Below are 14,998 nucleotides of genomic sequence, written 5' to 3'. Positions count from 1 at the left end.
ATGGGTTCCGCCGCCTGCTAGTGGGTGTGCCCGCTGCAGACCTGCAGCTCTTCCACTTCATGATGATTTTCATTGCACTCATCCGATCCGTCAGGATTGCGGATGAGCTTCAGGCTTCTCGCCTCCATGGCCTCCAGGGCCATGCCCGCCGTAAGTCCCGATCCGACATAGCGCGTCACGTGGTCGTCGGCCAGGATCTTGAACGCTTCCTCACCAATTTTGCCGGTGATCAACGCTTCACAGCGATGTTCCAGCACAGTGTCGGCCAGAGCCGTATCTGAACCTTCATGGGCCGCATGGGGGATGCTCGTGCATTCCATGGTGTCCACATTGACGATGAGCAGAAACGGCGTGCGACGGAATTCATCGAAAACGGGGCTGTCCAGGGTCGGTCCGGCAGCGCTGATGGCAATATTCATGAGTTCTCCTTGGATGTGATGACGGTCGCTGAAATATGATGTGGCGATGAATGGCTAAAGCATATAGTATGCCTAAAATGGCATGATTCATGGGCTGCGCGAGCCCTGCGCATGCGGACGCGCAACCTGCGAACTTGTATGACTGTTTTGGCCTGGTCGCGTGCATGATACGTGTGTCATTATGTCACGATTGGCTAGATATGAGTGGTTCCATTTGGCACAATTTCTCGTGCGCAGTTGTGGACCCTGAAGCCGAAATCTGTCCTCGAATACTGTATGTGAAATAATTATTTCTATTTAATACAGGTTGTTGTGATTAATTATTAAGAATTGGAGTGAACTGGCCTTGTTTTTGCCTTAATGGCTTTGTTATGCCTTTCCGGGCATATTCTGGTGCTCGTGAAACTTCCCGGCACGACCTGTTCGGCCCCAAGACCTGCGCCGAATTTCTCCGCGTGCCGGATGACGCCCATGAGTGCTGGTTACTTGGGTCTTAAGATATGTCAATATTGACATGTTTTAATTTGATAATGCCAAATATGATACATTTTGGACAAATGATGAAAGCCATTCCTGTTGAAGAAGCCGTAGGCACCGTTCTTTGTCATGACATCACGCGCATTGTTCCGGGGGAGGCCAAAGGGCCTGCCTTCCGGCGCGGGCATATCGTCACCCCGGACGACATTCAGACCCTGCTCAATATCGGCAAGGCCAATCTCTACGTTTTCGACCCTCGGGACGGGTATGTACATGAAGATGAATGCGCCCTGCGCCTGGCCAGGGCCGCCGCCGGGCAGGGCATCTCCATCAGCTCGCCCAGTGAGGGCAAGTCCACGCTGACCGCCGCCCACGATGGGGTGCTGTCCATCGATGTGAACGGTCTGTTTCGCCTCAATTCCATCACGGACGTCACTTTCGGCACCATCCACACCGGCCAGTTCGTAAAGCAGGGCCGGGTGCTGGGCGGCACGCGGGTCATTCCGTTGGCCGTGCCCGAAGCGCTGCTGCAGGAGGCCGAAGCCGTGTGTCGCGAGCATGCGCCCCTTATCCAGGTTCTTCCCCTTCGGCCTGCCAAGGTCGGCGTGGTGACCACGGGCAGCGAAGTCTACACCGGCCGCATCAAGGACGGTTTTGGTCCGGTCCTTAAGAAAAAATTCGAATCCCTGGGTTCCACCGTCCTCGATCAGGTCTTTGTCTCCGATCAGGTGGAGATGACCGCCAAAGCCATCCTGGGCCTCAAGAATCGCGGCGCGGATTTCATCGCCGTCACCGGCGGCATGAGCGTGGACCCGGATGACCAGACCCCGGCCGCCATCCGCGCCACCGGGGCGCGCGTCATCTCTTACGGAGCGCCCACCTATCCGGGGGCCATGTTCATGCTCGCCTATCTGGGCGACGTGCCCGTGGTCGGCCTGCCCGGATGCGTCATGTACTACAAAGCCAGCATTTTCGATCTGATCGTGCCCCGTCTGCTCTCAGGGGAACGCTTGGAACGCAAGGATATTGTTGCGTTCGGCCATGGAGGCCTGTGCGAAAGCTGCCCCAGTTGCCACTACCCGGCCTGCGGCTTCGGCAAACTCTAGAACCTTGCGCAAAATCTGTTTGAAATAACACGTTATTTGGAGGAACCGGAATGATCAAAAAGCAAATTGTGGTTAATGGCATCGCCAGAAATCTGGTGGTCGACGCGGAAGACACCCTGGTCAACGTGATCAGAAAAACCGTTGGCCTGACCGGCACCAAGGTCGGCTGCGGCGAAGGCCAGTGCGGCGCGTGCAGCGTGATCATGGACGGCAAGGTTGTCCGTGCCTGCGCGACCAAGATGAAGCGCGTCGAGGACGGCGCTTGCATCACCACCATCGAAGGCATCGGCACCCCGGCCAACCCGCATCCTCTGCAGCTCGCCTGGATGCTCCACGGCGCGGCTCAGTGCGGCTTCTGCTCCCCCGGCTTCATCGTTTCGGCCAAGGGCCTGCTGGACACCAATCCCAGCCCCAGCCGCGAAGACGTGCGCGACTGGTTTCAGAAGCACCGCAACGCCTGCCGTTGCACCGGTTACAAACCCCTGGTGGACGCGGTCATGGATGCGGCCAAGGTCCTGCGCGGCGAAAAGAGCGCGGCCGACCTGGAGTACAAGCAGCCTGCAAACGGCCAGGTCTGGGGCACGAGACAGCCTCGTCCCTCGGCGCTCGGCAAAGTCACCGGCACGCTTGATTTTGGCGCCGATCTGGGCCTGAAGCTGCCCGAGAACGCGCTCATGTGCGCCCTGGTCCAGGCCGAAGTGTCCCATGCCAAGATTCTGGGCATCGACACGGCCGAGGCCGAGAAAATGCCCGGCGTGTACAAGATCGTGACCCACAAGGATGTGAAGGGCAAGAACCGCATCACCGGCCTCATCACCTTCCCCTCCAATCTCGGCGACGGTTGGGACCGGCCCATCCTCTGCGATGAAAAGGTCTTCCAGTACGGCGACGCCATCGCCATCGTCTGCGCCGACACCGAAGCCAACGCCAAGGCCGCGGCCAAGAAGGTCGTGGTCAAGCTGGAGCAGCTGCCCGAGTACATGAGCGCCCCGGCGGCCATGGCTGAAGACGCCATCGAGATTCATCCTGGCACGCCCAACGTCTACTACATCCAGAAGATCGCCAAGGGCGGCGAAACAAAGCCCATCTTCGACAAGGCCGACGTGGTCATCGAAGGCAGCTACTACACCCAGCGCCAGCCCCATCTGCCCATCGAACCGGACTGCGGCTTCGCCTACATCGATGACGACGGCAAGCTGATCATCCATTCCAAGTCCATCGGTCTGCACCTGCACATGTACATGATCGCGCCCGGTCTCGGCATCGAGGTCGAGAACATGGCCCTGGTGCAGAACCCCGCAGGCGGCACCTTCGGCTACAAGTTCAGCCCGACCATGGAAGCCCTCGTCGGCGCGGCCGCCCTGGCCACCGGCCGTCCGGTGTTCCTGGGTTACGATTACCGTCAGCAGCAGGCCTACACCGGCAAGCGCTCCCCGTTCCACACCACGCTGCGTCTGGCCGCAACCAAGGACGGCAAGCTTCTGGGCATGGAAACCGACTGGACCGTCGACCACGGCCCGTACTCGGAGTTCGGTGACCTTTTGACCCTGCGCGGCGCCCAGTACATCGGTGCCGGCTACGACATCGCCAGCATCCGTGGTGAAGGCCGCACGGTCTGCACCAACCACGCCTGGGGCGCGGCTTTCCGTGGCTACGGCGCACCCGAGAGCGAGTTCCCGTCCGAGTCCCTCATGGATGAATTGGCCGAAAAGCTGGGCATGGATCCCTTCGAACTGCGTTACAAGAACATCTACCGCAAAGGTTCTACCACTCCGACCGGCCAGGATCCGGAAGTGTACAGCCTGTCCGAGATCTTCGACATCATGCGGCCCAAGTATGAAGAGGCCAAGAAGCGCGCCGCCGCCAATTCCACCGCTGCCGTGAAACGCGGAGTGGGCATTGCGCTGGGCGTGTACGGCGCAGGCCTCGACGGAGCTGACAGCGGCGCCGCCGACGCCGAACTCATGGCCGACGGCACCGTGACCATCTACGCCTGCTGGCAGGATCACGGCCAGGGCGCCGACATGGGCACCCTCGGCACGGCGCACGAATCCCTGCGCCCCCTGGGCATCACCTCCGACCAGATCCGCCTGGTCATGAACGACACCCGCGTGGCCCCGAACACCGGTCCCGCCGGCGGCAGCCGTTCGCAGGTCGTGGGCGGTCAGGCCATCGTCAACGCCTGCGAGCAGCTGATCAAGGCCATGAAGAAGGGTAACGGTTTCCGCACCTATGACGAGATGGTCGCCGAAAAATTGCCCCTGCGCTATAACGGCAAGTGGACCGCACCCGCCAAGGATTGCGATGCCAACGGCCAGGGCAGCCCCTTCTGCTGTTACATGTACGGCCTGTTCCTGTCCGAGGTGGCCGTGGAAACAGCCACCGGCAAGACCACGGTCGAGAAGATGATCACCGTCGGCGACATCGGCAAGGTCAACAACTACTCGGTGGTTGACGGCCAGATCCACGGCGGCGTGGCCCAGGGCATCGGTTTGGCCCTGAGCGAGGACTACGAGGATCTCAAAAAACACGCGACCATCCGTGGCGCGGGCATCCCCTACGCCAAGGACATCCCGGACGACATGGAGATCATCTATGTCGAAACTCCTCGCCCCGCCGGCCCTCACGGTGCCTCGGGCGTGGGTGAGATGCCCCTGACCGCTCCTCATGCCGCGGTCCTGAACGCGGTGTACAATGCCTGCGGCGCCCGTGTGCGCGAGCTGCCCGCGCTGCCGGAGAAGATTCTGGCCGCGATGAAAAAGTAATGACCGATTGATTCCCCTCCGGGCGCTGCTGCGTCCGGAGGGCTTTTTTATTTCAAGGAGACGGCATGGATCAAAAGGAACTGCGGGACTGGGAAGCCAAATGCATTCAGGAAGAGCCCCCGGCGTGCCGTGCAGGGTGCCCCCTAAGCGTTGACGCCCGCGCCTTCGCCCTGGCCATGGCCAGAGGCGAGGTGGACGCGGCCCGGACCATTCTGGAGAAGAGCATGCCCCTGGCGGCGATCACGGCCCGGCTGTGCGAGGCCCCGTGCGAGCGGTTCTGCATCCGCAAGGATCTGGGCGGTGCGATCAATATTGGCCTGCTTGAGCGGCTCTGCATCCGCGAGACGCAGCCTAAAGGCAAGATCCTGCGCCTCCCGGCGCGGCCCAAGAAAGTGGCGGTGCTCGGCTCCGGTCCGAGCAGCCTCGCCGTGGCCTTTGATCTGGCCAAAAAGGGCTATCCGGTCAGCGTGTACCATCGTGACTCCGCTCCCGGCGCATGGCTGCGGAAGCTACCCGGCTCCGTTCTGCCCGTTGAAGTCCTGGACGAGGAATTGCGTCGCCTGACCGCCCTGCACGTGTCCTTTACGGCCGTACCCGCGCTGGATGCAGCCCTGGTCACGGCCTATCCGGCCGACGCAGTGTATGTGGGTCAGGATGACACGATCGCTCCGGACCTGCTGGCCGGCCTCGGCTTTCCCGACTCCCTGACCTTTGCCCTGGACCGGCCCGGCTGGTTCACCGGCGGCATGGGTCTGACGGATCATCCCTATCGGTTCATCACCGCCATGTCCCACGGCCGCGAAGCCGCCGTGTCCATGGACCGCTTTCTCCAGGGCGCGTCCCTGACTTCGAGCCGGGTGCCTTTGCGTCACGGCCGGACGGACCTTTTCACCCAGACCAAGGACATCCCATCCCGGGAACCGGTCATCCCCACAGGCGCGGAGGGGTACACCCGGCAGGAGGGCGAGGAGGAAGCGGGCCGCTGCATCGATTGCCAGTGCCTGGAATGCGTGCGCCACTGCGTCTATCTGAAAGAGAACAACGGTTATCCCAAATCCTATGCCCGCCGCGTATTCAACAACTTGTCCATCGTGCAGGGCGCCCGTCAGGCCAACAGGTTCATCAACTCCTGCGCCCTGTGCGGCCAGTGCGAGACCTTGTGCCCCAATGATTTCTCCATGGCCGACATGTGTCTGGACGCCCGGCGGCAGATGGTGCGGGAAAAGCGCATGCCGCCCTCGGCCCACTGGTTCGCCCTGGAGGAGATGCGCTCCGCAGGAAGCGAGCAGGCCGCCCTGGCCCGTCACGCACCGCGTACGGAAGCGAGCACGGCACTCTTTTTTCCCGGTTGCCAGCTTGCCGGAATCCGGCCCGCGCAGACGCTGCGCCTGTACGACCGCTTGCTCGAATTGGAACCGCAAACCGGGATCTGGCTTGATTGCTGCGCGGCCCCGGCCCATTGGTCCGGGCAGGCGGAGCAGTTTGCGGAGCTTGCGAAGAAGCTGGAAACGATCTGGATCAACATGGGTGGCCCCAAGGTAGTCACGGCCTGCTCGACCTGCCTGAAGATGTTTCGCGAGCATCTGCCGCAGCTGAATGCGGTTTCAGTCTGGACCGTGCTGGCCGGTCGGTCCGTGCTTGCGGCCGCCGCGCATCCGGCCCTGGCCCTTTCGGACCCGTGCACGTCGCGGCATGACGAAGGGACCAGAAAGGATGTGCGCACGCTGCTCGAAAACATGGGGCAGCCCCTGGCCGCTCTGCCCATGTCCGGCGAGCTGACCGAATGCTGCGGGTTCGGCGGCCTCATGGACAGCGTGAATCCGGCCCTGGCCCGCAAGGTGGCGACGGCCCGCGTGGCCCAGTCCGACGCGGATTTTCTGACCTACTGCGCTATGTGCCGGGATCAGCTGGCCAAGACCGGCAAGCCCGTGCTGCACATCCTGGACCTCCTGTTCCCGGAGCTGGCGCATCCGGCCGACGAGCCTCCGGCGGGCATCTCGCTGCGTCGGGTCAATCGGCGCATGCTCAAGACGGCGGTGCTGGAGCGTTACGGCCAGGAGGGCATGCCTCGGCAGCCCTGGGAGGATGTGCGTCTTGACATATCGACGTCCGTGGCCGCCGTGCTTGAGGAGCGCCGTATTCTGGAGGACGATCTGCGTCAGGTCATTTTCAGGTCCAAGGAGGACGGGCGCTGCTTTATCCATGGTGACGACGGCCGCAGGATCGCGTCGGCCGAGCTGGGCGAGGTCACGTTCTGGGTGGAATACCGGGAGGAGCGGGACGTATTCACGGTGCTGAAAGCCTGGAGTCATCGCATGCGCATCGCGGGAGGACGGATATGAGTCTCGTATTTTTGCCCGAGGACATGAACTGGAGCTGCGAACCGTGCGGTGTGCCCCTTGAACCAGGCAAGGTCGAACTCGCGTATCTTGGCCAGGTTTTTCATGTGGAGCTTCCGGTCTGCCCGAAATGTGGGGCCGCGTTCGTCTATGAAGAGCTGGCCTTGGGGCGGATCTTCGAAGTGGAGCAGCTCCTTGAGGACAAATGAGCTTTATGCGTCCGCGCCGGTCAGGGCGACCCTGGGCCGGGCTCTGCGTCCGGGCGGCGAGAAGCTGACCCGGCGCATGCTGGAGCTGGCCGGGCCGCTGCAGGGCGCTTTGGCCCTCGACGCCGGGTGCGGATGCGGGGCGAGTCTGGTCCTGCTTGAGGAGCATGGAGCGCGGGCCGTGGGGCTGGATTTGAACGTCGGTTTTCTGCGAGAATGCAGGGGGAGACAGCTGCGGGTCGCGCGGGCCGATCTGGCGGAACTGCCTTTGTCTGATGGATGCCTGGATCTGGTACTGTGCGAGTGCGCGTGGAACCTGACCGACAAGGAGCGGGCGCTGGCGGAGTTTTTCCGGGTCTTGAGGCCCGGAGGAGTGCTCGCTCTGGCCGACATATACGCCCGTGGGTACAGGGCCGGGGAGTGGCCCGTGCGCTGCTGCTTTACGCAGGCCACGGACCTGCAGACTGTGATGGAGCAGGTGGCAGGGGCCGGATTCGAGATTGACGTGGTGGAGGACCATACGGAATTTTTGAAGAAGACCTCCGCCGATTTCGTGTTCAGGCACGGATCGTTGCATGGCTTCTGGCAGGCCGTGACCGGCGAACCGGATTTGGCTGTTGCCGCCTGCGAGGCGTCCAAGGCGACGCGGCCGGGGCTGTTTTTGATGATGGCGCATGCTGGCGGGAAGTGAAGAAAGGCGGGTTGGTTGCCAGGGAGACGGTGTGTCGGTTGGTCTTGGCTCTGGGGGCTTGCGCTGCGGGGATTTTGTTCGTGAGACGGCCGGGACGGGGCGGTCCGTTCATGACGCGTCGAAACTCCTTCGCGGGCCTCGTACTGGTTCTCCGTCGCGTGCAGGTCGGTCGGTTCCTTCAGGACGGAAGGCGACGGATAACCAAACGATGCCTGGCTCAGTCAGACAGTCGACGCGCCATGAACGGACCACCCCGCCCCGGCCTTGGCGCTTTGGAGTGCCGGGGCGATGAATGGAAGAGTGTACTCTTGAACATCACGAGGCCGAAATGAACGAATACGATCTCGACATCCTGCGCCTGCACAGTCAGGGCTTCTGTTGCGCCCAGATCGTGCTGCAGCTGGCTCTGGAGATGCAGGGCGTGGAAAATCCCGGTCTCATCCGGGCCATGTCCGGCCTGTGCGTTGGGTTTTCGTCTACGGGGGGCGCGTGCGGGGCTTTTACCGGGGCGGCGTGCCTTGTCGCCTATTATGCGGGCAAGGGCGCGGCCGACGAGGAAGCCCATGACCGCTTGCCCCTCATGCTGACCGAGCTGGCCGATTGGTTCGAGGAGTACGCCACGGGGCGGTTCGGCGGGATCAACTGCGCGAACATCGTGGCCGACGGCAAGCCGGATGCGTCCATCTGCGGCGGTCTGGTCTCGGAATGCTACGGCAAGGCCATGACCATTCTGGTGGAAAACGGGTTCGATCCGTCGAGCGACGTTCATGAATAAGGTATTGGGTCCGGTTGAGAGCGTGTGCCCGGAGTGCCTGAACCGGGTAGCAGGGGAGCTGCTGCGGGACGGAGATGTTGTGCGGATGGTGAAAAGGTGTCCCGAGCACGGGGAGTTTTCGACCGTGGTCTGGCGCGGGGAACCGGCATTTTCGAGCTGGGTGCGGCCCAAGCTCCCCTTTGGCGGAGGGATGCGCGAAGAGAGCGGGCGAGGATGTCCGTATGATTGCGGTCTGTGCGCCCGCCATGCCCAGCGGACCTGCACTGCCCTGGTCGAGATCACCTCGCGCTGCAACCTGAACTGCCCGGTCTGCTTCGCCGACAGCGGGGGCGTGAGGGCAGACCCGGATATGGCCACCCTGGGGCGCATGTTCGATCAGACCATGGCCCGCACCGGCGGCTGCAACCTGCAGCTGTCCGGCGGCGAACCCACGGTACGGGCGGATCTGACGGATATCGTGCGGCTGGCAAGGAGGGCCGGGTTCGGTTTCGTGCAGCTCAACACCAATGGTCTCAGGCTGGCCGAAGATCCGCAGCTGGCCGGAAGGTTGGCCGAGGTGGGGCTGTCGTCCATTTTTCTGCAGTTCGACGGCGTGCGTGACGAGGCCTTTCGCGCCATGCGCGGCCGGGATCTGTTCGAGGTCAAAAAGAAAGCCATCGGTCACGCGTCTGCCGCCGGACTTGGTATCGTGCTCGTGCCGACCGTAGCGCGTGGCGTGAACGTCGATCAGCTTTGGGACATCGTTCGTTTCGGTCTGGGCTGTCAGCCGCATGTGCGCGGGGTGCATTTTCAGCCCATGAGTTACTTCGGGCGCTATCCTGAGGATTTCATCCCGGACCATGTCACGCTGCCCGAGCTCATGACCGGTCTTGAGGTTCAGAGCGGCGGCGCGGTCAAGGCGTCGGATTTCCTGCCTCCGGGCTGCGAGCACGCCCTGTGCTCTTTCTCGGGCAAGTTCATGACCCATGAGGACGGCAGCTTTGCGCGTCTGGGCAGCGCTTCCTGCGACTGCACGCCCAAACCCGCCGAAGCCGGAGCGCTCAAATCCATCGGCGTCACGGCCCGCCAATGGTCCGCGCCTTCCGGCCCTGTCGACCCCTCCGCGAATACCCCCTGCACGGGTCAAGGGGTGTTGCCCCTTGCGGGGTGCGGGGCAGAGCCCCGCATTTCTTCCACCCCCACCCCCGATAATGACCTTGACCGCTTTCTGGCCCGCGCCAGGACCCACACGTTCACCATTTCAGCCATGGCTTTTCAGGACGCCTGGAGTCTCAATCTGGAGCGTCTGCAAGGATGTTGCATCCATGTGGCCCAGCCCGACGGGCGGCTCGTTCCCTTTTGCGCCTTCAACCTGACGGCCAGGGATGGGCGCTCCCTGTACCGGGGGCGGGCGTGAACTGTTCGTCCGTGGATGCCCTGACCGCCCGGCGGCTGGGTTTGTCTTTGCCGCTGGAGCGCTCGAGCCTGGAGACGGCGCAGATGGCGAGCCTGCGCCGGACCGTGGAACATGCCTGCGCCAAAAGCCCGTGGTACCGGGAGCGGCTGGCCGGATTTGATCCCGCCTCCCTGCGCACCTCTGCGGATCTGTCCCGGCTGCCTCTGCTGAGCAGCGACGAGCTTGCGGCCCATGGCCCGCGTCTTGTCTGCGTATCCCAGAGCGAGGTGGCCCGCATCATCACCCTGCAGACTTCGGGTAGCACAGGATCGCCCAAGCGTCTGCATTTCACGCATGACGATCTGGACGTGACGGTGGATTTTTTTCTGCACGGCATGCTGAGCCTCATCTCTCCTGTGGACAACGTGCTGGCCCTCTTGCCTTTTACCCAGCCGGACAGCACGGGAGCCCTGCTCTTGCAGGCCCTCGGGCAAGGAGGAGTGCGCTGCGCCGGGTTCTGGCCCCCGACGGATTGGGAGGATCTGGCCGAACAAATTCGGAGTGAAGGCTATTCGTGTCTCGTCGGTCTGCCTCAGCATCTTTTGACTCTGGCGTATGCGCTTCCGCATGGTCTGGTTCGAAGCATGCTGCTGTGTTCGGATTATGCTCCGCCCATGCTCCGGACCCGCATCGAAGAGGCCAGTGGCTGTGAAACCTTCCTGCATTACGGGACCACGGAGACCGGGCTGGGCGGGGGAGTGGAATGCGGAGCGCACGACGGCTGCCATCTGCGCGAATCCGACCTGCTGGTGGAGGTCGTGCATCCGCACACGGGCCAGCCCATGCCCGAGGGCGAACCGGGCGAGGTGGTGGTGACCACGCTCGGTCGCCGGGCCATGCCGCTTTTGCGCTACCGCACCGGGGATCTGGCCCGTCTGGTCACGCAGCCGTGCGTCTGCGGCGGCGTCACGGCGCGGCTGTGCGCCATCCAGGGGCGGCAAACCGCGTGCCGCCTCGCAGGCGGGTTCAGCGTGACCAGTCAGGATCTGGATGACGCTCTTTTTGCTCTCGACGGGCTGCTGGACTACCGCGCCACATTGGGTCACGCCAACGGGTGTGATCTGCTCGGCATTGAATTCCTGGCCAGACCGGGGCATGAACATGTGGATCGGGAACTTTCCCTGACACTTGCGAAGGTCCCGGCCATCGCTTCGGCTCTGGCGCAAGGGGGCTTGAGGTTTGGGCCCATGCTGCGGGTCTCGGCTTTTTCTCCTTCACACACAGTGAAGCGCACACTTTTTGACCAACGCGGGAGCAGACCATGAAAGAGATATTGCAGGACCTGATCGTCACCCTGGAGCAGGGACGCAATGCCGTTTTTTGCGGCATCGTCGAGAGCTCCGGGTCGGCCCCGCGCACATCCGGGGCGAGGATGCTGGTCCTTCCTGACGGGTCGATACGTGGTTCCGTGGGCGGCGGGGCAGTGGAAGGGGCGTGCATGGCCATGGCCGGGAAAATTTTGGAAGGCGAGGAGTCGCATCGGTACCTGTCCTTCGACATGACCGCGACCAAGGCCGCCGACGCGGGCATGGTTTGCGGCGGGGCGGTGCGCGTCCTCCTGCAGCGGGTCACGCCGGATCAGCTTCAATTTTTTCAACGGCTGGATCGAATGCGCAGCCAGGGCGACCGGCCCGTGCTCGTCACCGTCATGTCCGGGGAAGAGAGTCCCATCCTGGATGTTTGGAGCGCACGGGAGGGGCTGGACGGAATGAACCTGCCCGACGCGCTGGCCGAAGAGCTCATCCGCAAGGCGGCCAAAGCCCGCCAGTCCTTCAGCCTGGAAGGGGACGACCTGCGCGTCTTTGCCGAGCCTGTGATCAATCCGAGCGTCCTGCATCTCGTCGGCGCGGGGCACGTGGCTCTGGCCACGGCCAAGGTCGCGGCTTTTGCCGGGTTCGAGGTGGTGGTCATGGACGACAGGGCCGAGTTCGCAAGCGAGGAGCGCTACCCCGAGGCCCGCGAGGTGCGGGTGCTGCAGAGTTTTGACGGCTGCCTGAGCGAGCTTGGGACCGATGATTTCGTGGTCATCGTCACCCGCGGCCATCTGCACGATCGCGACGTCCTGGCTCAGGCCCTGAGAACCCAGGCAGGGTACATCGGCATGATCGGCAGTCGCAGCAAGCGTGACGCGGTGTACCGCTCCCTGCTGGAATCGGGCTATACAGAGCAGGATCTTGCCCGGGTGCACTGCCCCATCGGTCTGCCCATCGGAGCCGATACCCCCGAAGAGATCGCGGTCAGCATTGTGGGCGAGATGATCAGTGTGCGAGCGGGATTGTCTGCATGACTTTGGTCGGGCCTCGCTTTGCGGCGGTCATTCTGTCCGCCGGGCTGTCTTCGCGTATGGGGGATTTCAAGCCGCTCATGGATCTGGCGGGGCAAACGGTTCTGGCCCGTTGCGTAAGAACGTTCCGGGATGCGGGAATCGCCAAAATCGTGGTCGTGATCGGTCATCGCGCGTCGGAAGTTCAAGTAGAGGTTGAGAGATTTGGTGTTTCGACCATTCATAATCCCGTTTTCGAGCAGGGCATGTTTTCTTCCGTACGGGCTGCAGTGGCCTCATTGGCGGGTCTGGACGCCTTTTTTCTTTTGCCAGTGGACATCCCGCTGGTGCGCCCCGCGACCGTTGATTCTTTGGTTCAGGCGTATGACGGGCGCATCGCCTATCCCTGTTTCAGAGGCGAGCGCGGGCATCCGCCGCTCATTCCCACCCGGCTCATCCAGGCAATTTTGGGCCACGATGGAAAAGGGGGGATGAAAAGCCTTCTGGAGGGGCATCCGTCTCTGGACGTGCCTGTTTGGGACCAAGGAGTTCTGCTCGACGCGGACACTCCGGACGACTTTGCGGCCCTGGTCTGCCGCGCTACAAGGCTTGTCGTCGGCACGAGGGCCGAAGCTGCTCTTCTGGCCGCCATGGTCATGCCGGAGCGCGGCGTGGCCCATGGGCGGGCCGCAGCCTCGGTTGCCGTGCGGTTGGGTGAGGAAGTGAACCGTCATGGCGGAGCTCTTGATCTGGATCTGATTCACAACGCGGCTCTGCTGCACGATATCGGCAAGGGGCAGCCCAATCACGAGGCGTGCGGTGGCGAGCTTTTGGCCGGATTGGGCTTGCATGGTCTGGCCGGGATAGTGGCCAGCCACCGCGACGTGCCTCCGCCGCTCTCCGGCGTGCTTACAGAAAAGGAAGTTGTCTGCCTGGCGGACAAGCTGGTGCGCGGTTCACAGCGAATTTCCGTGCAGGAGCGCTTCGCGGAAAAGCTGGCCCTCTACAGCCTTGATGCGCACGCCTGCCTGGCCATTCGCGGACGCATGAACAACGCCCTGGCCTTGCGTGGATTGGTGGAGCGGTTTTGTGGCCGTGACATTGAGGAGATTCTGGACGGGGTGCTGCCGTGAGCGAGATTTACCTCATTCGCCACGGGGAAATCACGCAGTCCTCACCGCGCCGTTTCGTCGGCCAAAGCGATTTGCCGCTGACGGATCGAGGCCGGAAACAGATGCGCTCGGTGGCGGAATATCTTGCCGGCAGGGGGTTGGCGCGACTGCTGTGCAGCCCGCTTTCCCGCTGCATGGAGAGCGCGGGCATTGTCGGCATGGCGCTTGGGCTTGAGCCGGAAGTCGTGCCGAATCTGCGCGAGATCGGCCTTGGCGTCTGGGAGGGCTTGACGGTGGAGGAGGTGCGGGAGCGTTTTTCCGGCGATTACGAAGCCAGGGGTCGCGATCTGGCCCGGTTCCGGCCTGCGGGCGGTGAGAGTTTCGCAGATCTCGAACGCCGAGCCTGGGCCGCCTTCGAGGTTCTATCAGATTTCAAATCCCCGCAGGCCATCGTCGCCCACGGTGGGGTCAACCGGGTGCTGCTGTGCCGCATTCTGGGGATGCCGCTGGAGAATCTGTTTCGGTTGGGGCAGGATTATGGGTGCGTGAACGTGGTGCGGACTGGACGGGATGGGTTTTGTGTCGAGGTGATGAATTTTCGTGAATCGTCAGCGCAATAAACGGTGATGTTGAATTTTTTCGTTTCTGTTCCTGTCGACACGCCACTTCAATCCCATGACCACTGCGGTGTTCTTGAGGCTCAGGCTCTCAAAGTCTCAAACCCACGCTATTTCAGGCTTTCGGCAACGGCTTCATGGCCGAGGCGGCGGACCATGCTGCCGATGCGTTCACGTTTTCTGCCGTTTTCCTTATAAAATGCCAAAGCCTTGCGCACGCGGTCCAATACTTCGTCTTCACTCAGTTTTTTGCCGAGCGCTACTCCAGGGCCGGGACTGAACGTGGCGGAACCGCCGAAATAGAGATCCCACCCCGCGCTTTTGCCGACCAACCCGATGTCGCGCACAAAACTGAGCCCGCAGCCGAAGCTGCAACCGGACACGCCGGTTTTGACCTTGAACGGGTACGGCCCGTTTTCCTTGACCAGGCTTGTCAGCTTTCTCCCCAGTTTCCGCGTCTCCTGCTTGCCGTATCTGCACTCCGCGCTTCCGGGACACACGGAAACGCCGGGAGGACATTTCTCGACGGCAGTGCCCAGCGCGGCAACGATCTCGTCCAACTTATCCTTCGGGACCCCTTCCAGATTCATGCGCTGGCCGGTGGTGGCCCGCAAGGTGGGCAGGCCGTATGCGGTCATGACGTCCATGACACGTCGCAGCATGGCGATGGAAAGCTCGCCCTGGCTGAGGCACAGGCGCAGCGCGAACGTGCCGTCCTTGCGTTCCAGGGGCATGATGGTGATGGATTCGGAAACTGTGTTCATGTGCAAAATCCTAAAGACTACGCGCGATT

13 protein-coding genes are annotated in these 14,998 nt (G+C 62.6%); 11 read left to right on the top strand and 2 right to left on the bottom strand.

The genetic code is table 11. The features are described from left to right. Positions 1-17 precede the first annotated feature (17 nt). Entirely contained in the window at positions 18-419 is a 402-nt protein-coding gene (locus DBAC_RS07845) for a NifB/NifX family molybdenum-iron cluster-binding protein (protein ID WP_015773748.1), read from the bottom strand. Positions 420-979: 560 nt separating this feature from the next. Here DBAC_RS07845 and DBAC_RS07840 point away from each other — a divergent pair. The 11 genes from DBAC_RS07840 (at position 980) to DBAC_RS07790 (ending at position 14,208) form a co-directional block, all read left to right on the top strand. Further along, positions 980-2,002 (top strand): molybdopterin-binding protein, encoded by a 1,023-nt coding sequence (locus DBAC_RS07840; protein WP_015773747.1) that lies wholly within the window; start codon positions 980-982, stop codon positions 2,000-2,002. A gap of 50 nt (positions 2,003-2,052) precedes the next feature. Beyond that, positions 2,053-4,767: a molybdopterin-dependent aldehyde oxidoreductase gene (locus DBAC_RS07835; RefSeq protein WP_015773746.1), complete on the top strand. Its 2,715-nt coding sequence runs from the start codon at positions 2,053-2,055 to the stop codon at positions 4,765-4,767. Between the two features lie 65 nt (positions 4,768-4,832). Then, complete coding sequence (locus DBAC_RS07830) at positions 4,833-7,109, top strand: pyridine nucleotide-disulfide oxidoreductase/dicluster-binding protein (protein WP_015773745.1); 2,277 nt, start codon at positions 4,833-4,835, stop codon at positions 7,107-7,109. Further along, positions 7,106-7,315, top strand: coding sequence for a DVU_1557 family redox protein (locus tag DBAC_RS07825; protein ID WP_015773744.1), 210 nt, complete (start codon positions 7,106-7,108; stop codon positions 7,313-7,315). Before DBAC_RS07830 ends, DBAC_RS07825 begins: the two co-directional genes overlap by 4 nt. After that, positions 7,302-8,003 (top strand): DVU_1556 family methyltransferase, encoded by a 702-nt coding sequence (gene trsM, locus DBAC_RS07820; RefSeq protein WP_015773743.1) that lies wholly within the window; start codon positions 7,302-7,304, stop codon positions 8,001-8,003. Before DBAC_RS07825 ends, trsM begins: the two co-directional genes overlap by 14 nt. Positions 8,004-8,331: 328 nt before the next feature. Next, entirely contained in the window at positions 8,332-8,778 is a 447-nt protein-coding gene (locus DBAC_RS07815) for a DVU_1555 family C-GCAxxG-C-C protein (protein ID WP_015773742.1), read from the top strand. Next, positions 8,771-10,174 carry a radical SAM (seleno)protein TrsS gene (trsS, locus tag DBAC_RS07810; protein WP_015773741.1) on the top strand — a complete coding sequence of 468 codons (1,404 nt, stop codon included), beginning with the start codon at positions 8,771-8,773 and terminating at the stop codon, positions 10,172-10,174. The genes DBAC_RS07815 and trsS overlap by 8 nt, the downstream gene beginning before the upstream one ends. After that, positions 10,171-11,478, top strand: a complete 1,308-nt coding sequence (locus tag DBAC_RS07805; RefSeq protein WP_015773740.1) for a DVU_1553 family AMP-dependent CoA ligase — start codon at positions 10,171-10,173, stop codon at positions 11,476-11,478. The genes trsS and DBAC_RS07805 overlap by 4 nt, the downstream gene beginning before the upstream one ends. Then, entirely contained in the window at positions 11,475-12,500 is a 1,026-nt protein-coding gene (locus DBAC_RS07800) for an XdhC family aldehyde oxidoreductase maturation factor (RefSeq protein ID WP_015773739.1), read from the top strand. The genes DBAC_RS07805 and DBAC_RS07800 overlap by 4 nt, the downstream gene beginning before the upstream one ends. Continuing rightward, entirely contained in the window at positions 12,497-13,609 is a 1,113-nt protein-coding gene (locus DBAC_RS07795; RefSeq protein WP_015773738.1) for a DVU_1551 family NTP transferase, read from the top strand. Before DBAC_RS07800 ends, DBAC_RS07795 begins: the two co-directional genes overlap by 4 nt. Continuing rightward, positions 13,606-14,208 carry a histidine phosphatase family protein gene (locus tag DBAC_RS07790; protein WP_015773737.1) on the top strand — a complete coding sequence of 201 codons (603 nt, stop codon included), beginning with the start codon at positions 13,606-13,608 and terminating at the stop codon, positions 14,206-14,208. The genes DBAC_RS07795 and DBAC_RS07790 overlap by 4 nt, the downstream gene beginning before the upstream one ends. Before the next feature lie 107 nt (positions 14,209-14,315). Here the strand turns inward: DBAC_RS07790 and DBAC_RS07785 are convergent, their stop codons facing one another. After that, complete coding sequence (locus DBAC_RS07785; protein WP_015773736.1) at positions 14,316-14,969, bottom strand: ferredoxin-like domain-containing protein; 654 nt, start codon at positions 14,967-14,969, stop codon at positions 14,316-14,318. Positions 14,970-14,998 lie beyond the last annotated feature (29 nt).

The sequence above is a fragment of the Desulfomicrobium baculatum DSM 4028 genome (assembly GCF_000023225.1).
Taxonomy (GTDB): domain Bacteria; phylum Desulfobacterota; class Desulfovibrionia; order Desulfovibrionales; family Desulfomicrobiaceae; genus Desulfomicrobium; species Desulfomicrobium baculatum.
This window is presented reverse-complemented; position numbering and strand designations above follow the sequence as displayed.